16 protein-coding genes and 1 other annotated feature are annotated in these 20,466 nt (G+C 53.7%); of the genes, 4 read left to right on the top strand and 12 right to left on the bottom strand.

Features of this window, described 5'->3' with window-relative positions; genetic code table 11:
• Positions 1-56: 56 nt before the first annotated feature.
• The 5 genes from NYE74_RS15045 to NYE74_RS15025 all read right to left on the bottom strand — a co-directional run bounded on the left by NYE74_RS15045 (position 57) and on the right by NYE74_RS15025 (position 5,114).
• A complete protein-coding gene (locus NYE74_RS15045) occupies positions 57-344 on the bottom strand; it encodes a YlaN family protein (protein WP_036621560.1) in 288 nt (95 codons plus the stop codon).
• A 155-nt stretch (positions 345-499) separates the two neighbouring features.
• The gene (locus NYE74_RS15040) at positions 500-745 is read right to left on the bottom strand and encodes an HPr family phosphocarrier protein (protein ID WP_036621558.1); all 246 of its coding nucleotides are present in this window, start codon (positions 743-745) and stop codon (positions 500-502) included.
• 82 nt (positions 746-827) lie between these two features.
• The gene (locus NYE74_RS15035; protein WP_036621556.1) at positions 828-1,943 is read right to left on the bottom strand and encodes an aminopeptidase; all 1,116 of its coding nucleotides are present in this window, start codon (positions 1,941-1,943) and stop codon (positions 828-830) included.
• Between the two features lie 138 nt (positions 1,944-2,081).
• Positions 2,082-2,918 carry a hypothetical protein gene (locus NYE74_RS15030; protein WP_328270905.1) on the bottom strand — a complete coding sequence of 279 codons (837 nt, stop codon included), beginning with the start codon at positions 2,916-2,918 and terminating at the stop codon, positions 2,082-2,084.
• Between the two features lie 222 nt (positions 2,919-3,140).
• The gene (locus tag NYE74_RS15025; RefSeq protein WP_328270904.1) at positions 3,141-5,114 is read right to left on the bottom strand and encodes a sensor domain-containing diguanylate cyclase; all 1,974 of its coding nucleotides are present in this window, start codon (positions 5,112-5,114) and stop codon (positions 3,141-3,143) included.
• A 434-nt stretch (positions 5,115-5,548) separates the two neighbouring features.
• Here NYE74_RS15025 and rpsD point away from each other — a divergent pair, with 434 nt between their 5' ends.
• Positions 5,549-6,148, top strand: a complete 600-nt coding sequence (gene rpsD, locus NYE74_RS15020) for a 30S ribosomal protein S4 (RefSeq protein ID WP_036621550.1) — start codon at positions 5,549-5,551, stop codon at positions 6,146-6,148.
• 112 nt (positions 6,149-6,260) lie between these two features.
• Here the strand turns inward: rpsD and NYE74_RS15015 are convergent, their stop codons facing one another.
• The 3 genes from NYE74_RS15015 to tyrS all read right to left on the bottom strand — a co-directional run bounded on the left by NYE74_RS15015 (position 6,261) and on the right by tyrS (position 10,577).
• Complete coding sequence (locus NYE74_RS15015) at positions 6,261-7,289, bottom strand: hypothetical protein (protein ID WP_328270903.1); 1,029 nt, start codon at positions 7,287-7,289, stop codon at positions 6,261-6,263.
• Positions 7,290-7,730: 441 nt separating this feature from the next.
• Positions 7,731-8,882 carry a hypothetical protein gene (locus NYE74_RS15010; RefSeq protein WP_328270902.1) on the bottom strand — a complete coding sequence of 384 codons (1,152 nt, stop codon included), beginning with the start codon at positions 8,880-8,882 and terminating at the stop codon, positions 7,731-7,733.
• Positions 8,883-9,323: 441 nt separating this feature from the next.
• Positions 9,324-10,577, bottom strand: coding sequence for a tyrosine--tRNA ligase (gene tyrS, locus NYE74_RS15005; RefSeq protein ID WP_328270901.1), 1,254 nt, complete (start codon positions 10,575-10,577; stop codon positions 9,324-9,326).
• A 72-nt stretch (positions 10,578-10,649) separates the two neighbouring features.
• Positions 10,650-10,914 (bottom strand) — a binding site (T-box leader).
• 130 nt (positions 10,915-11,044) lie between these two features.
• Here tyrS and NYE74_RS15000 point away from each other — a divergent pair.
• On the top strand, positions 11,045-14,149 hold the full coding sequence (locus NYE74_RS15000) for a transglycosylase domain-containing protein (protein WP_328270900.1): 3,105 nt from the start codon (positions 11,045-11,047) through the stop codon (positions 14,147-14,149).
• A gap of 85 nt (positions 14,150-14,234) precedes the next feature.
• On the opposite strand, the gene acsA is transcribed toward NYE74_RS15000, so the two are convergent.
• Positions 14,235-15,959, bottom strand: coding sequence for an acetate--CoA ligase (gene acsA, locus NYE74_RS14995; protein WP_328270899.1), 1,725 nt, complete (start codon positions 15,957-15,959; stop codon positions 14,235-14,237).
• A gap of 311 nt (positions 15,960-16,270) precedes the next feature.
• Here acsA and NYE74_RS14990 point away from each other — a divergent pair, with 311 nt between their 5' ends.
• Both NYE74_RS14990 and NYE74_RS14985 read left to right on the top strand, forming a co-directional pair.
• Positions 16,271-16,903: a GNAT family N-acetyltransferase gene (locus tag NYE74_RS14990; RefSeq protein WP_328270898.1), complete on the top strand. Its 633-nt coding sequence runs from the start codon at positions 16,271-16,273 to the stop codon at positions 16,901-16,903.
• Positions 16,904-16,933: 30 nt separating this feature from the next.
• Positions 16,934-18,112, top strand: coding sequence for an acetoin utilization protein AcuC (locus NYE74_RS14985; protein WP_036621534.1), 1,179 nt, complete (start codon positions 16,934-16,936; stop codon positions 18,110-18,112).
• Here NYE74_RS14985 and NYE74_RS14980 read toward each other — a convergent pair.
• The 3 genes from NYE74_RS14980 to ytxJ form a co-directional block, all read right to left on the bottom strand.
• Entirely contained in the window at positions 18,107-18,811 is a 705-nt protein-coding gene (locus tag NYE74_RS14980) for a 5'-methylthioadenosine/adenosylhomocysteine nucleosidase (RefSeq protein ID WP_124332982.1), read from the bottom strand. The two genes, NYE74_RS14985 and NYE74_RS14980, sit on opposite strands and share 6 nt — an antisense overlap.
• Positions 18,812-18,939: 128 nt before the next feature.
• Entirely contained in the window at positions 18,940-19,944 is a 1,005-nt protein-coding gene (ccpA, locus tag NYE74_RS14975) for a catabolite control protein A (protein WP_036621529.1), read from the bottom strand.
• A gap of 107 nt (positions 19,945-20,051) precedes the next feature.
• Positions 20,052-20,396: a bacillithiol system redox-active protein YtxJ gene (gene ytxJ, locus NYE74_RS14970; protein WP_036621527.1), complete on the bottom strand. Its 345-nt coding sequence runs from the start codon at positions 20,394-20,396 to the stop codon at positions 20,052-20,054.
• Between the last annotated feature and the right edge of the window lie 70 nt (positions 20,397-20,466).

Raw genomic sequence — 20,466 nt, 5'->3', positions numbered from 1 at the left:
CCGGATCATACGCTTGTATTTTGTCTGATGAGCTATATGCATGCCTGGCCTGCAGGTCACTTTTTCTTGTTCATGGCTTCATAAAGCGAGGCAAGATTCCGTTCCAATCTGCTTATAATTTGCTTGCCGACCATTTCCTCAATCAGTCCGACGCGAATCGCGTAATCCACCTGCCTTGAGAATCCATACATCTGGGTATCCAGCACTTCCTCATAGAGAGGGCAGTAACGTGTGGCCAAGTTCTCCATCTGTACTTCGATCAGCTTCTCTATTTTATCTGCATCTTCCTGCAGAAGATTAAGTGCTTTCAGGTTCAGTTGCTCCTGTAACTCAGATGAAGTCATGCTTCTTCCCCCCTATGTCCAATGTTCCTTTCACAGCTACTCTATTCCTAATATTAGACGAAATCGAGGGCCAATACAAGAACCTGCGGGAAACAAACTCTATCATTGTAAAAAGACACCCCCGCCAAACGGCAGGAGTGTCTTTCCCATTTCGATTAATCTTCTACCAATTTTACATTCAATCCGTGCTTGGCGAAAACTTCGCTCATCGCTTTTTTCGCTTCATCGGCGTCCGGTCCGTGAACGTGGAGCTCATAGCTCATTGTATTCACCAGTGTAGTGAAAAGGCCGAGGATACTTTTTACGTCGATGTACTTGTTGTCAGCTTGGAGCACGATGGAAGAAGTAAACTTGCCCGCCGCTTGGGCAATTTCAACTACCGCTTCATTGTTCGTGGCCATAGGGATCCCTCCGTGATTAACATTGAAAATAACATACTTCAATCATACATTGAATCCGCTTTCCAAGCAAGGATTTTCCTCGTTATTTCAAGTTTTCCGGATTTAACGCCGCAAGCTCCGGAAGCACGAAAATACCGTCTTTGCGGATCAGCACGTCATCGAAATAAATTTCCCCGCCGCCGTAGTCCGGACGCTGAATCAGCACCAGATCCCAATGGATCGAGGAGCGGTTGCCGTTATCCGTTTCATCGTAAGCCTGGCCCGGCGTAAAGTGCAGGCTGCCGGCGATTTTCTCGTCAAACAATATATCCTTCATCGGATGCAGGATGTACGGATTGAAGCCGATCGCAAATTCCCCGATGTATCTTGCCCCTTCGTCGGAATCGAGAATTTCGTTTAAGCGTTTCGTATCGTTGCCGGTCGCTTCGACGATTTTGCCGTTTTCAAAACGGAACTTGATGTTTTCGAACGTAACGCCGTTGTACAGCGTCGCCGCGTTGTAGCTGATCGTTCCGTTCACGGAATCGCGCACAGGGGCGGTGTATACTTCGCCGTCCGGAATGTTTTTCTGGCCGGAGCATTTCTCGGCGCCGATGTTTTTGATCGAAAAGGTCAGGTCCGTTCCCGGGCCGGCAATACGCACCTTGTCCGTGCGCTTCATCAGATCGGCCAGCGCGTCCTGAGCCCGGTCCATCTTGGCGTAATCGAGATTGCAGACGTTGAAATAAAAATCTTCAAACGCCTCTGTGCTCGTGTTGGCCAATTGAGCCATGCTGGCGTTCGGATAGCGGAGCACTACCCACTTCGTCTTCTTGACCCGCTGCTCGCTATGTACGGGATGGGAATACAGCGAATTGTACAGCTTCATTTTGTCTTCAGGCACGTCGGACAAATCGTTGACGTTGGAGCCCGCCCGAATTCCGATATAGCAGTCCATCATTTCCATCCGCTTCAAGTCGTATTCCGCCCACGTCTTCATGCTTTCCGCGGTGGCGTATTTCAACTGCGTCCGCTGAACGGTGCGGTCGGTTATTTCCACGAACGCGTTTCCGCCCCTTTTTCCCACTTCCTCAATAACCGCTTTTAACAAATCGCGCTCTTCGCCGATCATTTCAACCAGCACATTTTCTCCGGGCTGGACATCTACGGAGTAACCAACCAGGTTTTCCGCCAGTTTTTGTATTCTAGGATCTCGCATATGGCTTTCCCTCCTCAAAAATGGAGCGGGACTTCCCTTCGCCAAGAACGCATGCTCAAGGAACCCGCGTGTTAACCAATGGTTAATTCTTCTACTATTGTAGCACGGCCGTCACAGGAAGTCAGCCCGCCTCTAAGTCTACTTATAATTATCAAACCTGTTGTCCGTGCGCAGCACTTCCTGCTGGGGCAGTCCCTGCGGCGTCAAATATTTCAGCTTGGTCTCCGAGGTCAAACGGGAGGGCAGCCCGGTTTTGCGGTTGATCGTCAGATGGTAAACCACGTTCGCCTCCATATCCTCAAGCATCCCGAGCAATTGCTCGCGCCCCGCCGACAAGATCGACGTAAGCCGGGCCCGCACATGACTTCTCCGGCTCGGGGAAACGGCCGCAAGCTTGCCGTTCAGATCCGCCCCAAGCAGACTCATTTCCGCTAATAGCTCATCTTTTAACCGGATTCCGGCTTCACCGGGGTCCATTTCGATCCTCAGCACCTTGGTCCCGCGCGCCGCTCCGCTTTCCAGCGTAATTTTTTTCTTGACGGCATGATGGATGTCCTCCAATTGATCGAGCGGGTTCAAGCGGCTCATTCCATGCAGGAGGGCGCTGCTTTCGTTGGCCTGCAGCAGCCAGGTGCCGTTTTCCAGGCGGAGCTTCGCTTCGTACCCTGAGGCGGCGGTCAATCCGGCCGCGCGAAAGCGATCCTTGCCGCCCCGGGCCAATGAATCCGCGCTCATGCTCAGTTCGCGATGGTTGTTAAGCCGCCCCGTATAGCTGATGCTCTCTTCCGGCGTGCTGTGTTCTCCCCGCTGCAGCGAAGCAAGCCCGCGAAAGGTCAGGGCGTCGCAGCCCGCCAGCCCCGACCAGGTAAAGCCAAACCATTGGTCGCCGGTTTTCGGCTCGCCGCAAGCGGGCAAAACGGCTGCAAGCAAAAATATCCAAATCAGTTTCCGATAACCGGCAACTCTTTTCAGCATATGCTTCCCGCGCCTCTCATTTTTGAAATTCGCCGCTGCCTAACGGCGGATTCAAAATTTGCATTCAGCAATATCCTGCCTCCGGCGCGGGAAATCTATGCGCAAAGGAAAAAGGCGTTCCGTTTGCGGACTTGCCGCCTTTCCCGGAACGCCTCTTCATCTGGAATATTTCACACGGCCGCCCTAATCCGTACTTTCGTTAGTTCACCTTATATAGCATCCTTACCCGATTTGCGTCTGGTTTCTCCCGTTGTTTTTGGCTTTGTAGAGCGCCATGTCCGCCTCATAAAAAAGCGACTCTACGCTGACCTTACCGTCTCCCTGCGTCCATTCGGCAATGCCGCACGACACCGTTACGGCGGGATCGGTATCCATCGCGGCGCGGAGGCGGATCGTCTCCGCGATCCGATAGGCATTTTCGGCGTCGGCCCCCGGCAGATATATGGCCAGTTCCTCGCCTCCCCAACGGGCGGCGATATCCGTTTTGCGGATCGAGCTTTTGACGATCGTGCATACCTGCTGAAGGATTTTATCCCCGGTCTGATGCCCGTAGGTGTCGTTGACCTGTTTAAACTGATCGATGTCGACGATGATCAACGAACCGTTGCTGTCTTTTTTCTGAAATTGCTGGATGGCTTCATCCACATAGTGGCGCGCGTAAAGTCCGGTCAGCATGTCCCTGTTGGCCATTCTCCGCACCTCGGCATGCAGCAGGGCATTGGCGATGGCCAAACCGATATGCGAGGAAAGAACCTGCAGCAGTTTGTAATTGTCGTAGGAAAAATACCGCTCTTCCCGGTGAGCCAGCATAATCGCCCCGTTTACTTCCCCCCGGACGATCAGAGGAGCGGCAATCAGCGAGCACGCCTTCGTCTCTTCCATCATGCGGGAGGATACTTTGCCGTACGCTTGATAATCCGACAAAATGATCGGTTCCTGCGTGGAGCACACCAAACCGCAAAAACCGTAAGTATCCGGAAACGTCTGTTTCGAAAGGCCGGGCACATTCGTGGACATCACTTCAAATGTCCCGTTTTCTTTATGAAGCTGGGAAATACAGCAATACTCCGCCTGGAAAATGGAGAGCAGCTCATCGCCGGCAAATTGGAAAACCTCTTTCAGCCGCAAGCTTTGATTCAGCCGTTTGGTGAGTTCATTGATCAGCCGCAGCTCGTTGATCAGCAAATTGGACTGCTGGTACAGTTTGGCATTTTCAAAGGCGACCCCTGCCGTATCCGCCAGCATGCCGATGAGCTGCAGATCGAACTCATCGACTAAACCGCGCCGAATCAAGAGGCGAAACACACCGTAGATCCCCTGCTTTCCGCCGAGCGGGGCGGCGATTTCAAGCAGCGGTTCTCCCGCGGGGCCATGCAGTTCCCGGGTGAGCATCCGGCCTTCCATAAATGCCTTGACGCAAAACCGCTCCCCGGGTCCCTGCAGCTGCAGCAGCTTTACCCGCGGATCGCGGCTTAAATCGTCCTGGGACATCAAAAGTTCAAGCTTGGCCTCCGGATACATGCCGGAAACTCGTTCAAACACTTCCGACAGGACGGAATCGACATCGATTTTGTCGTAAAGCTTCTGCACGGCCTGAAACAGCTTCGACCGGCGGTGCTCCTCGCGTTTGGCCCTCTGCTGAACGAGCAGCATGTCCGCGATGAACAAAGCTTCAAAAGCTTTGTAAAAACATGTCCGGAAATGCTGGGCAACCGCACGGATAAACAGCATGGCCGCCGCTCCCGCATATTCGGGGGCATTCGGCAGCCGGCAGCCGAACACGGCGAACATCCCCCCTTCCTTCCGCGTAAAGACAGGAGTGGCCGCATAAACGAATTTCCCGTGCGGAAGGACCATTGGAGCGGCAAGCTCAATGCTGCGGGATACGGTCCCGGCAACATAAGAGGCATCCATCCCTTCCTCGGCAGGCTCGTCCTCCCCCGTCCCTGAGATTACCAGGCCTCCGTCGTGGCGCGCGACAAAAAAGCGGGCTCCGCCCAGTTCGGCGATCTCGGTAGTATTTTGGCATAAGTCCTTGTAAGCTTGTAAAATAACCGGTTCAATATAGGGGTAATCGTAGGAGGTAATATCCAGCTGCTGCAGCCAATCTGCACAGCCTTCTTCCTGTTCCGGGCGCGGCAGCATTGAAGAAATGTTCACGTTCAACGTAGGGTGTCCTCGGGATTGGTCTGCCATAGGAAAACTCCTTTATAGAGGTTGTTCAAAAAGCCGTCCAAAACCTGGCTTTCCGAACTCTCATTTATACCGCATGGCCAACGCCTTGTTGCAGTTTACTGACAGCTACCTGTATTTTACTATCTTCCACATCGTTTTGCATCAAATTTTTAGGACAAAAGCCCTATCGACAAAAAAACTCCTTTTAAAACAATTTCCCCATCTTGACTTTAGGCATCCGTTTCATATAATATATATTGTTGATAAAGACTGGATAGAGTCTTGATTAGGGCGTAACGCATGCGAGCACCCTCTCGGTTTTTGTTGCTGACAGGACAGCGGCTGAACTTTCTTGTCAGTGAGCGTAATTATCATCTATCCTACGCTCAACAAACAAAACCCGCATAAGTAGAACCCTACGCGAAATTTCAAACACAAAGGAGTCTACCTATACAATGGCACGTTACACTGGTCCTAAATTTAAACTCAGCCGCCGCCTGGGCATTTCCTTGAGCGGTACAGGCAAAGATTTGAAACGCCCATTCCCTCCGGGACAACATGGTCCCAACCAACGCAGAAAAGTAAGCAACTACGGCGCACAGCTGCTCGAGAAACAAAAATTGCGCCATATGTACGGTTTGGGCGAGAAGCAATTCCGCACCCTGTTCGAGAAAGCGCAGAAACTTCCTGGTATCGCCGGCGAAAACTTCATGTTCCTGCTTGAAAGCCGTTTGGACAACCTCGTTTACCGTCTGGGCTTCGCCAACTCCCGCGCGGGAGCGCGCCAGTTGGTATCCCACGGCCACGTAACCGTCAACGGCAAGAAAGTGGACATCGCGTCTTTCCGCGTAAGCGTTGGCGACGTCATCAGCCTGCGTGAAAGAAGCCGCGGCCTTTCTTCCATCAAGGAAGCTTTGGAAAACCGCACGCATCTTCCGGCTTACCTGGAGTACAACGACACCGCCATGGAAGGCAAACTGATCCGTTTGCCTGAACGTTCGGAGCTGTCGCAAGACATCGACGAGAAGCAAATCGTCGAGTTCTACAACCGTTAAGATTTTGCTTACACGCAAAGGGCCCAAGTCGATGTCGACTCGGGCCCTTTGGCCGTATGTAAGGACGGCCTGCTTGCAGGCTAACGGGCAGGATCCCCATACGCCGTTTCTATTAATGTTCAATGACAAAAGAATGGAACTCGCCTTTGCTGTTAAAATACCCTTTTACCGCGGGCGAACCCTTTTTGCTAAAGACGACATACGGATACGTGTTGACATCCTTTAACTCCGCACCATACTCCGCCAAATCCAGGTTCATGATCTCCTTGGCTTGCTTTACGGCCGACTTCTTTAAATCGTCCAGAGTGTAAGATTTCACTTTATCTTGGATAGCCTTTGTTTCTTCGCCCGGGTTTTCTTTGCTTACATTGCCAAGCTCCTTAATCAAGGACAAATATCCCAGGTCGATGCCGAGCAGCCGGTTGGTCGTCTCTTCAATCTCCAGCTCAATATTGCCTTTATTGGTGGAGTACTCTAATTCATACACCTTCTTTTTGTTCGGCTTGAGACTGTAGTATATTCTCGGACTGCCCTTCGCCTTCGCTCCGACGCGGGAAAGCGCCTGGGCCGCCGCTTTTTGGATTGCCGCCGGCATCGATTTCAATGATCCGCCGCCGCTTTCCACTTTTCCGTCCACAAGGGTAATCCGCTCATTATTGCAAAAAGCCATGATATCGGTAGAACCGTCTTCCAAATAATTAACGTCCACACTCGTAAATCCGGAGGGCGTTTTTTGGTATAACTGCTTCCAGGCGCTGCTCAGCTTAGATTTCAGCGTATCGTTAAGTTGTGCGTATTTTAGATCAAGATAGACTCTAACCACTTTACCGTCAGGCTTCACATACACCGAACCGGACAATTGGCCGTTTTTTTGCCAGGAGAGACTGACTACCTCGCCGTTATATTCGGTCGTCTCCGCCTTGCTGAAGGAAACCGATCCCTTGGCGTACTCTTTGAGCTTGGCCAGCGCGGCGTCGACCAGCTTCTTGTCCACATTTTTTATATTGACCGTTTGCTCCGTTTGTCCGGCTTCCGCCGCCGATGCCGTCTGTACCGTCCCAGCCGCGCCGATGGCTCCCGTGCCGGCAATGATCGCCGCCAGGGCGGCCGTGCATACAACCTTGTAAAAACTGGATTTCATTTTTTCTTCCCTTTCTCTTAACTTTTTTAGCGCCCGTTCCCGATTTGAACGGCACATTGCGTAAACGGATATCCGGAACAGCTTCGTCCTATACGTTCAGCCTTCCGACACGCTGGCACTTGGACTGAGACGAAAAACATAAGGACAAAAACGCGCGTTATTCCGGCGATTTATGTCGCTATTTTCCCCTGTTGCAAGGAAATCCCCCATTCCAGACTGTTCATAGGAAAATAAGTACATAAAATGCCGCTAATGGAGATGAACCTGCCAGGCTCCGGATAATAAGGACATAAAGTACCGCTATTCTCAAAGCTGGCGGGTACTCGTTCAAGTAGCCGGTTGTCAAGTACCATTTCTAGGTTAAGCCGGCCCAAGTCAAAAATCGGCTCGAGCCGGATTGCGCTTAAAAACTTAGCTTATTCGCGGTCAAGTATACTCCGGTTATTGCTCAATATTAAAGCCGTGGAAGAACCCTTTGGCGTTAAAGTAACCCGTTACGCCGGGAGCGCCTTCTTTGGTAAAGACTACTGAATTATGGTAAGAAGACTTGGATGTTTCATCCCGCTTCGCGGTGTAGTCCGACAAATCCAGATTCAGCATCGCTTTAGCCTGCTCTACAGCCGCCTTCTTTAATTCGTCCAACCCGTATCCGTTCACTTTTTCACGGATGGCGTTCGTTTCCTCCTCCGCGTTTTCCTTGCTTACTTGGGAGAGGTCCTTGAGCAGGGACGAGTCCTCCAAGCTCAGGCCGAGCAGCCGGTTGGTCGTTTCTTCAACGTTAACTTTCACTTCCCCTTTATTCGTCTCTCCGTACGTAAAATAGTACACTTTCTTTCCGTTCGGTTTTTTGCCGAAGGTTACGTCAGGGCTTCCCTTCGAGGTCGCTCCGGCGCGGGAAAGGGTCTCGGCCGCCGCCTTATTGATTGCGGGCGGCACTTCTTGCTCCTCCAGTTTTCCGCCGCTATAATCCAGTTTTCCGTTTATCAGATCTACGGACTCTTTTTTACTGTTGGCGGCTGTTATGTTGGTATAATCCAACCCCGTGTAATAAAATTCGGAATTTGTATAATGAACGAACACCCGCTCAATGCCGCTTGAATCTTTGTTGTAGGCCTGCTTCCAGGCGAGGTCCAGCTTTGCCTTGACGTTATCGTTAAGTTCTTTGTACGAGGTGATAAGATAAAGATTTACCACCGTACCGTCGCGTTTTACCGTTACATTTTCGTTAGGGGAAGTCTCGGAACCCATCTTTGTCTCGCTGATAACGAAACAAACGGCCTCCTCATCGCCAAGCTTTGCGGTTTCCGCCTTGAGGAAAGCAACCGGTTCCTTAACAAACTCTTTGAGCTTCGCTTGCGCGGCGTCGATCAGCTTTTGATCCACGTTGTTCAGACCGGCCGTTTGCCCGGCATGTTCGGCCTTTTCGGCTTGTGAAGTTTGTGAAGCTTGTGCGGCCTCTTGCGGCACAGCGGACTTCGCTGCCGGAGCTGGCGGAGAAGCCTGAACAGACCGCATAACACCAACCGTCCCCGCGCCGGCAATGATTGCGGCCAGTGCGGCCGTACTCAAAACCTTGTAAAAATTGTGTTTCATTTTATCTTTCCATCCTTCCGCCTATTTTTTAGTGTCTTATGTTCCGATCGGTCGACACATGGCGTAAACGGATGGGCTAACGAAAAAGTTTTAAAAACCCAAAATTTTTTCCAAAAAAGTAACCGTGGCCGTTCTTTAGACATCACGCCAGAATGTATAAACTCCAAGGATTAAGGTTCAATACTAAAGGAACGGAACTCGCCCATACTGTTAAAAGAACCTAATTACTGCAGGCAAACCATAAAAAATAGGCGATTTTAAGGAAGGCAGGTTTCCGCGAAAGCCGAAATTCTCATTAAGTAAGCATTAAAACTCAGGAAATTCGTCTCATGATTTTAAATATCGCCGCGCCCTCTTAGGTTATAGAAAAAAACGCCGGAGCAATTCGCTCCGGCGTTTCTATAATGTGTAAATCTTCCAAACGAATGAGTTGAATTCTCTTTATTTCACCGTCAGCTTGGCGAATTTCCGTTTTCCCACCTGAATGACTTCCCCGCCGGACAAAGCGACCTCCGCGTTCGGGTCGGTCAGCTTCTCTTCGTTAAGTTTAACCGCCCCCTGCTGGATGCTGCGTCTCGCTTCCCCGTTTGAGGCGGCGAAACCGATCAGCGTCAGCAGCTTGATCAGGCGGATTTTCCCGTCCTCCAGCTCTCCTGCGGGGATCTCCTTCTCTTCGATATCCTCCGGCAAAGCCCGCTGCTGGAACACCGTTACGAAATGCTCCTGCGCGGCATTCGCCGCATCTGCGCCATGGTACATCCGGACCAGCGTGAACGCCAGCTTCATCTTCGCGTCGCGCGGGTGGACGCTGCCCGTTTTAAGACCTTCCGCAAGAGCCTCCAGCTCTTCTCCAGGCAAATCCGTCACCAGCTCGTAATATTTCAGCATCAGCTCGTCCGGCACGGACATCGCTTTGCCGTAGATTTCGTTCGGCTCCTCGTCGATGCCGATGTAGTTGCCAAGGCTTTTGCTCATCTTCTGCACGCCGTCGAGACCTTCGATAATCGGCGTCATAATCGCGATCTGGGTATCTTTACCGTATTCCTTCTGCAGCGTCCGGCCCATCAGCAGGTTGAACTTCTGGTCGGTTCCGCCAAGCTCGATGTCGCTCTCCAGCGCCACGGAGTCCATCCCCTGCATCAGCGGGTAGAAAAATTCGTGAATGCTGATCGGTTGGCCGCTTTGGTAGCGTTTGGTGAAGTCGTCCCGCTCCAGCATCCGGGCTACCGTCACTTTGGCCGCCAGCTTGACGACGTCGGCAAACGTCATCGGAGCCAGCCATTCGGAGTTGAAATGAACCTGCGTTTTTTCCGGATCCAAAATTTTAAAAATCTGCTGCCGGTACGTTTCCGCATTCCGCAGCACATCTTCCTCGGTCAACTGCTTGCGGGTTTCCGATTTGCCGGTCGGGTCGCCGATCCGCCCCGTAAAATCCCCGATGATGAGGCGGACCTGATGGCCAAGCTCCTGAAATTGGCGCAGCTTCTGCATTACGACCGTGTGCCCGACGTGAATATCGGGGGCCGACGGATCAAGCCCCAGCTTGACCTTAAGCGGCGTTCCGGTGACGACCGATTTCATCACCTTTTGCCTCAGTTCATCCTCGGGGACAATCTCGACGACCCCCCGGGAAATTACTTTCAACTGGCGCTCCACCTCCGCCTGCTGCTCAGGCGTCAACTCTTCCCATTTCATAACAAACACTCCTCCAGCTTAAAAATTGGAACAACCGTCAAACCAGCAAAACGCAAAAAAGCTCCTTCCGTCCCAAGGGACGAGAAGGAGCGCTCGCGTTACCACCCTAATTAAAACCGCGTTAACCCGCCGCAGGCCGCAGCAAGCAAACGAAACGGTTTTCACTTCATTCTTATAACGGTCATCCCGGAACCGGACTACTTGCGGCTTAGGGCCGCGTTCCCCCGGACGGCTCCAGACGGTAATTCAAAAGGGATCCGCCCATTCGGTTCGCAGCGGCCACCGATTCTCTGAGCGGCGGGATTCCGCTTTCTACTAAGTCTTTCCACGCCTTTGACGATATGCATTTAAATTATTTTATAACATAATCCCGTTTACGAAGTCAATCCTCAGCCAAATAGGATGAAAAAACAACCAATAGACCATTTTTATGCTATAATGTTGCTGTTTATAAAGGAGGATCATTGATGGTTCATGATAACGAAAACAACTCCGGCCAGCAAAAAAAGCGCAGATCAAGGAGCGGCAAACCGGTTCGGCGGCGCAGGAAAGGCCGCTGGATCTGGGCGACGCTAGGCTGGCTCGTTCTCCTTGGATTTGCGGGAGGTCTGTTTGCGGGGGGCGCCGTGTTCGGTTACGTCTCCTCGATCGTCAAGGACGATCCCGTGCGGTCGCGGGCCGACATTGAAGCAAAAATCAATTATAACGAGATGACGGGGTTCGCGTATTTCCGCGACGGGCAGGCGATCGGCCAGCTTCGCTCGGAGGAAGACCGCCGTCCGGTTTCTTACCAGCAAATCCCCCAATCGGTCATCGATGCGGTGATCGCGATTGAGGACAATCATTTTAACGAGCATATCGGGGTCGACTTTAAAGGAACGCTCCGGGCCGTAAAGCAGAGGCTGCTCCATGAGAGCGTACAGACCGGCGGGAGTACGCTGACCCAGCAGCTCGCGCGGCGCGTCTTTCTGAATTTGGAACGCACGGAAGACCGGAAGGTCAAGGAAATACTGCTGGCGCTCCGGCTGGAACGTTTTTTATCCAAGGAAGAAATCATTACGGCTTATTTGAACAAAGTTCCTTTCGGCAACGGATCGAACGGATACCAGGTCTACGGGATCAAGGCGGCGGCCAAAGGAATCTTCAACATCTCCAATCTGGAGGACCTGAACATCGCGCAGACCGCTTATTTGGCCGGACTTCCGCAGCTTCCTTCCTCCTATTCGGCCTTTAACGGCAAAGGGGAATTTAACGAGGAAGCCTTCGGAAGAGCGATGAAGCGCCAGCAGCTCGTACTGCAGCGCATGCTGGAAGAGAACAAAATTACCCAGGCCCAGTATCAGGAGGCGCTGGCTTTTGATCTGAAAGGTTCGCTGGCGCAGCAAACCAAAAAAGCTTACGACACTTACCCTTATTTGATGCTGGAGACGGAACGGCAAGGCGCTATCGTGCTTGCGATGCTGCGCAATCCGGAGCTGACCAAGGAACAGGCGGCCAGCCGCCCGCAAATTCTCGAGGATGCCCGGCAGGAGCTGTTGACCGGGGGATACAAAGTGTATACCACGATCGATAAGCAGGTATACAACTCGATGCACAAAGTGTCCGAAAATGCGGATAATTTTTCGCCATACAGTGAAAAGAAAGGGCTGGAGCAGGTTGCGGCAATGATGCTCGACAATGATACCGGCGCGATTTTGGGCATGATCGAGGGACGCGATTTCTATACGGAGCAAATGAACTATGCGACGCAAATGAAACGGCAGCCCGGCTCCACGATGAAGCCGATCGCCGCTTATTTGCCGGCGCTTGATGCGGGCTTAGTTCAGCCGGCCAGCATCATCGACGATTCGCCGATCATTCTGCGGGATTACCAAAAGGGGTATCACATCCCCGTAAATTCCAGCGGCGGCTACAAAGGCCTGGTTACGGCGAGAACGGCGCTTAACGAATCCCGCAACATCCCGGCGCTCAAGGTGTTCAACAACATCGTCGGGATCGACAAAGCTTGGGATTTCGCGAAAAAACTCGGGATCACCACCCTCGAAGACGAGGATTACAATGCGCAAACCGGCGTGCTCGGCGGTCTGAAATACGGCGTTACCGTAGAGGAACTGACGAACGCCTACAGCGCGATCCCGAACGGCGGAAAGTTCGTCGATGCCTACATGATCGAAAAAATCGTCGATGCCAAAGGAAAGGTCGTCTACAAGCACAAGAACGAACCGAAGCAGGTGTTTTCCGAGCAAACCGCCTATTTGATGACCGATATGCTGCGCACCGTCATTCGGGACGGGACGGGCAGTTCGATCAAAAGAGACTTTAAAAACTACGGAAAAATTCCCGTCGTCGGCAAAACCGGCACCACGCAAAATTACGCGGACGTCTGGTTTATGGGCTACTCGCCGGACGTTACGCTCGGCGTATGGATCGGCTATCGCGATTCCGTAAACACGCTCTCCGATGCCGGTAAATCGCGGGCCCGGAAAATATGGTCGCTCGTCATGAACGAGGTCACCGCAAACGAACCGGACCTGTTTGCCACGAAGGAATTCAAAAAGCCGGACGGAATCGTCACCAAAACGGTCTCCGGCTATAGCGGCAAACTGCCGACCCAATTGACGCAGCAGGCCGGCAAGCTGGTGACGGATATCTTCAACGCCAAATACGTCCCGACCAAATCCGAGGACGTTCTGGTACGGGCGAAATACGTCACCTACGATGGGGTGAACTACGTTCCCCTGGAAACGACGCCGTCCGATATGCAGCGCGAAAAAGTGGTCGTTCGCCGCGAGAAGCCGATCTCCGAGCTGGTGAAAGAGCTGCAGAACGCGTTTTCCGTCATGAAGGGCAGCCACAGATCGCTGAGTTACTACATGCCGAGGGACGCCGGCGAGGACGCGCCGTATAAGCCTGACCCGCGCACCGACGACGGTAATGCGCCGGCGTCCCCGGGGGGCGTCGCGCTCAAGATAAACGGAAGCACGGCCACGGTAACGTTTGGCGCAAACAGCGAAAAAGACGTTGTCGGCTACCGACTGTACCGCTCGGATGACGGGGTGAAGTTCCAATATACCGGCAAAGCGGCGCTCATCGGCGACGATTTGTCGATCACCGACGCCAACGCCGCCGGTCCGGCCACTTCTTATTACGTTACGGCCGTGGACGTAGCCGGCAAGGAGTCGGAACCTAGCGCGATTGTCGGTTTATTGGGAGGCATGAACCCGGACGGCGTTACGCCTCCGGACAGCAGCGCCGAAACGCCGGAAGATGGGGGAACGGCCGGGGAGAACGGCACGGACGGTTCGCTCCCCGCTTCTCCCGCTCAGGTGAGCATTAAGAAGGACGAACGAGGGTTTACGGCAAGCTGGGAAGCCAACCCGGCTCTGGACCTCGTCACCAGCTATAACGTGTACGTGTCCGATGCGGCGGACGGCACGTATTCCAAAGCCGGCTCGACCGCCGATACGCAGTATTCATTCAAAACCGACTCCGGCACCGTCTGGGTCAAGGTTACGGCGGTGAACGTGCTGGGCGAATCCCCGGCATCGTCTCCGGTGCAGTACAGTAAATAAGCTGGCGCTAAAACCAGATAAGCAAGGGAAAGCCCCTCCGAGCGCTCTTCGGAGGGGCTTATTGCATCTAGCGGGAAAACCCGCTTTAATCCTCAATCGTCGATAAATCCCCGGCCGGGAGGTTAAGTTCCCAAGCTTTTAACACGCGGCGCATGATTTTGCCGGAGCGGGTTTTGGGCAATTTGTCTTTAAATTCGATTTCCCGCGGCGCGGCGTGGGCGGACAGCCCTTCTTTGACGAATTTGGCGATTTCCGCCTTCAGTTCCTCGGAAGGAGCGAACCCTTCGCGCAACGATATAAACGCCTTGATGATCTCTCCGCGCACGGGATCGGGCTTGCCGATCACGCCGGCTTCGGCCACGGCCGGATGCTCGACCAGTTTGCTCTCGACCTCAAACGGCCCAATGCGCTCGCCGGAGGAGTTGATGACGTCGTCGATCCGCCCCTGGAACCAGAAATACCCGTCCTCGTCCATATACGCCGTATCCCCGGAAATGTACCACCCGGGAATCCGGAAGTACTCTTCGTATTTCGGCGCGTTGTTCCAAATCAGCCGCATCATCGACGGCCATGGCGTGCGGATCGCCAAATTGCCCATCCGGTACGGCGGCAGTTCCTTGCCGTTATCGTCGATGATCGCCGCCTGGATGCCGGGAACCGGTTTTCCCATCGAACCGGGTTTGATCGGCAGCGACGGGTAATTGCAGATCAGTTGGCCGCCCGTCTCGGTCATCCACCACGTATCGTGTATCCGGCGGTTGTATACCTTCATCCCCCAGCGGACAACCTCGGGGTTGAGCGGCTCGCCGACGGACAACACGTGGCGCAGCGAAGACAGATCGTATTGCGTGATGATGTCCTGTCCAGCGCCCATCAGCATGCGAAAAGCGGTCGGCGCGCTGTACCAGACGCTCACTTGATATTTCTGAATCGTCCTATACCAGTCGGCCGGGCTGAAGCGTCCGCCGCGGACGACATTGGTCACCCCGTGCAGCCAAGGAGCGAAAATGCCGTAGGATGTGCCGGTCACCCATCCGGGGTCGGCCGTGCACCAATAGATATCCCCTTCTTTCAAATCGAGTACGACATGGCCGGTATGATAGTGCTGAATCATCGCATTGTGCACATGGTAAACGCCTTTCGGCTTGCCGGTAGAGCCGGAAGTATAATGTAAAATGAGGCCGTCCTCGCGGTTCACCCATTCGATTTCGGCCTCGGGGGAAGCCGCCGCCAGCTCGGATTTCCAATCAACGATTCCGGGTTCCGCGGCTACGTTGTCGCCGACGACGAAGATCGTTTTCAGCGCCGGCAGCTCCTCCCGTTTGACGCGGGGCAGCAGCTCCGGCGTCGTAACCAGCGCCACCGCTCCGCTGTCCTCCAGCCGGTCTTTGACCGCCGTCTCCATAAAAGCTTCGAAAAGCGGGCCCACCACGGCTCCCACCTTGATAATCCCAAGCACGCTGATGTAAAGCTCGGGCGACCGCGGCATAAACACGAATACCCGGTCCCCCTTAGCGATCCCGTATTTGCGCAGCACATTGGCGCAGCGGTTCGTCTGCTCCCGCATCTGCTCAAACGTGTAGGATTCTTCGCGGACCGGATCGCTGAACAAGAGCGCCGGCTTATCCCCCTTCCCGGCATCGACATGGCGGTCGATCGCCTCGTAAGCCAAGTTTACCCGGCCTGTAACATGCCAGGAAAACTGCTTTTCCACATCGTTCCAATTAAAATTGGCGCAGGCTTCTTCGTAGCTGTTCATGTTGGACGACGGTACACCCGCCGCAATGATTTCCCCTTGCAGTTGACTCATCGTTTCATCCTCCTTAATCTTTGTAAATAAGAAAACAGTAGATCAAAGTTCATGAAAACGGATACACAGGAGCGTAAGGTAAATCTTTTGCTTCAGCTTTTGTTGACGGGCAGGCATCCGTTCTAATCGAAAGAAACGGGGAATAAAACTTCTGAACCGTTTGTCAAGCTCAACCACCATATTAACAGCCTTGAATTGTGAAAATTTTATGTCGGAGAACATTATATCACAGGTTTTTCGGCACAGGCTACACTTTTCATTTTTTCATTTTTCTGTTATAAGTGAGGTGAACGAGCAAAGGAGGCGGCAAAATGGAACACCGCAAAACCTATATCCGCCATACCCTGCCCTACCATGAACGCGAAATTATCGTGGAAGGTCCCGTTACTCCGTCCCATCTCCAAACGCTGCGGATGCATCCGGATCTGGACGCTTTTCGGAAGCCCGAGGATCAGCACGCCGCTCTGGTCGAAATCGCCTCACTCCCGGAAGGCCGGATCATTTTGGCCCGGAGCGAAGCGACGATTATCGGGTACGTTACTTTCCATTATCCCGACGAGCTGGAGCGCTGGTCCCAGGGGCTCATGCCCGACCTGATCGAACTGGGGGCCGTCGAGGTGGCCGATGAATACCGCAGCGCGGGACTCGGCTCGAAAATGATCCGCACCGCTTTCGAGGATGGGCAAATGGAGCGGTATATCGTGTTTACGACCGAATATTACTGGCATTGGGATTTGAAGAACAGCGGCCTCAGCGTTTGGGATTACCGCAAAATGATGGAACGGCTTATGAAGACGGTCGACATGGTCTGGTACGCGACCGATGATCCGGAAATTTGCTCCCATCCGGCCAATTGCCTGATGGTCCGGATCGGCAAGGAGGTCCCTTTATCCTCCGAGGAACAGTTCGATCGCATCCGTTTTCAGCAGCGTTTCATGTATTAGCAAGCATCAATAAGGAAGGCGTGTGATTCCATGCCTGGAAGCGCTTTATTTATTCACCATGAACAAGAGCGGAAATACCGGTTTCATGACCGGCACCCGTTCCATCCGATCCGCTTGGAATTAACCATGGATTTGTTAAAAGAGGTTGGCGCCTTGAAGCCGGATCATCTGCTTCGGCAGCGTCCGGCAACGGAGGAGGAACTGCTGTGGGTTCATCAGCCCGCTTACGTGGAAGCCGTAAAAAACTTAAGCCTGACTCCGCCCGATCCGGCCTGGGTCAGCCGCGCCGAGCAATACGGCCTGCTGGATGAAGACACCCCGTACTTTGCCGGGATGCACGAGGCGGCGGCCTGCATCTCAGGCGGCACCGTAGCGGCGGTTGAAGCGGTGCTGTCGGGGGCGAGCACGCATGCCCTGCATTTGGGCGGCGGGCTGCATCACGCCCTTTCGGCTAAAGCCGCGGGCTTCTGCGTTTACAACGACGCCGCCGTGGCGATTTCCTACGCCCGCCGCCGTTACGGCGCGCGCGTGCTTTACGTGGACACGGACGTCCACCACGGGGACGGGGTGCAGTGGAGCTTTTATTCGGACCCGGAGGTATGCACGTATTCGATCCACGAAACGGGCAAATACCTGTTTCCGGGGACCGGATTTTTGCCGGAGCGCGGAGAGCACCAGGGCTATGGCGCGTGCATGAACCTGCCCCTGCAGCCGTATACCGAAGACGATTCGTGGATGGAGTGCTTTGAACAGTCCGTTCGGCGCCTGGCCGGTCATTTTCGCCCGGATCTGATCGTCAGCCTGCACGGGTGCGACGCCCATGCGCTGGACCCGTTGTCCCATATGCACTGCAGCATGGCGATTTACCGGCGCATGCCCGAAATCCTGCACGAGCTGGCCCATACGTACTGCGAAGGGCGCTGGGTCGCGGTCGGCGGAGGCGGCTACGATTTCTGGCGGGTCGTTCCGCGCGCCTGGAGCCTGCTCTGGCTTGAGATGAGCGGCCACCCGCTAAAGGAAACCTTAACGCGGCAGCCGGACGCCAGACTCCCGGAAGCCTGGACAAAGCGTTGGCAAAGCCAAACGTCCTTTTCGCTCCCGGACGCCTGGCTGGACGACCTGTCGCATTGGAACGGCATCCCCCGCCGGGCGGAAATCACGGCCAAAAACCGCGAGACGCTCGCGGTTGCCCTGCAGGACTATTTATAGATGCTGCACCATATCGTTTAAGATTTCAAACGAACGCTGCGCGGCCAGCTTTGTAAACTCGGCGAAATTCACGTCCGCCGAACCGTCCGCTTTATCGGAGATGGAGCGCAGCACGACGAACGGCACCCGGTTCATGCCGCACACTTGCGCAAGCGCGGCGCCTTCCATTTCCACGCAGGCGCCTTCCATCTCCCCGTACAGCACCGAGCTGACGAAGCCGCGGTCGGCGATAAATTGATCGCCGGACAGCACCCGGCCGACGATGTATTTATGGTCCCGGCACAGCCGGGTGCAGGCCTCTTCGGCCAAAGCGATAAACACCGGGTCCGCGGGAAAGTCGGATACTTCCTGATAAGGCACGCTTCCGCGCGGGTACCCGAGCGGACTTGCGTCCATATCATGCTGCTGGCAGGAAGATGAGATGACGATGTCGCCAACGTCCAGATCCGGGTGAACCGCTCCGGCCACGCCCGTAAACCATATGGCGCCGGCCTCAAAGCGGTCGATCAGCAATTGCGCCGCTAACGCCGCATTGACTTTCCCGACCCCGGATTTGCAGACGACGACGTCCTTGCCGTGCAGACTTCCTTTCACAAAGCGGATGCCCGCGATAACGGCCGTTTCCTGATTTTCGACCCGCTCCAGCAGCAGGGCGATTTCTTCATCCATGGCGCCCATCAGGCCAATCGTTTTAGCCATGCTTATCACTCCTTTGACCAAGTATCCCCCAATACTCAAAAAAGCTCCTAAAAAGGAGCTTTTCCGTCGTATAACCTTTTTCATATATATTTTTTCTGTGTCTCATCTCTCTCTACAAAGAAAACACATTACACGTGGCTGACCGACAATCGCAAAATCGTCTCATGCGGCAAAATCACGCGAGGATTCTCCACGTTCTCTTTCTTCATCAGTTTGGTCAGCAAACGCATTGCCACCGCACCCAAATCATACATTGGCTGGGCGACGGTTGTGAGCTGCGGACGCACCATCGAAGCCATGCGAATGTTGTCGACGCTGATGATCGAAAAATCGTCGGGAACCTTCAGCCCCTCATCCTGAATGCTGTGAATCGCGCCGATAGCCATTTCGTCCGTTGCCGCAAAGATGGCCGTAGGCCGTTTCTTAAGCCCCAGGAAATACTTCATCGCTTCCACGCCGGATTCGTAACGGTAGTTGCCGATCCGCACCAGGTCTTCCTGGTATTGAATTCCCGCCGTTTCCAACGCGCGCTTGTAGCCCTGGAAGCGGGCATAACCGTTCGCCGGATCCTGCAGGGTTCCGCTGATCATCGCGATATCCCGGTGGCCATGGCGGATCAGCGTGCTGACCGCATCAAACGCAGCCGCTTCATGGTCGATATCCACCGAAGGATATTGCCCTTTCTCATCGCTTGTCGCGCAAAGCACGATCGGAACCGACGACGTTTGAAACGCCTGAATATGCTCGTCCGTCACGGTACCGCCCATAAACAGGAGCCCGTCCACTTGCTTCTCAAGCAGCGTGTTGATGACGCGGATCTCCTTCTCCTTGCGCTTGTCGGCGTTACATAAAATAATGTTATAGTGATACATGTTCGCAATATCTTCAATACCCCGAGCGATTTCCGCAAAAATCGAATTCGAGATATCGGGGATCACCACGCCTACCGTGGTGGTCTTCTTGCTGGCGAGACCCCGCGCGACCGCGTTTGGACGGTAGCCCAACCGTTCGATCGCTTCGTATACCTTTTTCCGGGTCTGCGGTTTCACATTGGGGTTGTTGTTGACAACCCGGGAAACCGTGGCCATCGAGACGCCTGCTTCACGTGCCACATCGTAAATGGTAACCGTCACAATCTTCTCTCCATTGCCATAGATTTTCACTCGTTCTTCCGGTAAAGTTCCAGAGTTCAATTAAATTTATGATACGACAAAATACTACTTTATGCAATGACAACGCTTCATACTTTCAGAATTCCCTGCAGCGCTGCCTGTGTAATGCTTGAATGGGAAGTGTGCCAGACGGCTTGTCCGTCCTTTACCAATATAGCCTGTGGGGATTCGTGTTTGACGCCCAGCCGCTCGGCGGCCTCATTCGACACAGCCCGATCTTCAATGACATATATCAGCCCGTATGTAACGTCTTCGCGCGGATTGCCGTTCAAATAGGCTTCCGCTTCCCGGAGCGCGCCGGCGCTGATGGGACAGCGTGTACTATGTTTGAAGAGCAGAAGCGGCCCGCTTGCCGAAGCCTCAAGCGCCTCATGGAGCTGCTTAGGCGAAGTTATTCTGATCCACTTGGACATGATCGTTCCAACCCCTTTTCAATAACACTCAGCACAGCTTCTTTTGATATATTATCAAAAAGGGAAATAA

Source organism: Paenibacillus sp. FSL P4-0127, assembly GCF_038007325.1.
GTDB classification, from domain to species: Bacteria; Bacillota; Bacilli; order Paenibacillales; family Paenibacillaceae; genus Fontibacillus; species Fontibacillus macerans.
This window is presented reverse-complemented; position numbering and strand designations above follow the sequence as displayed.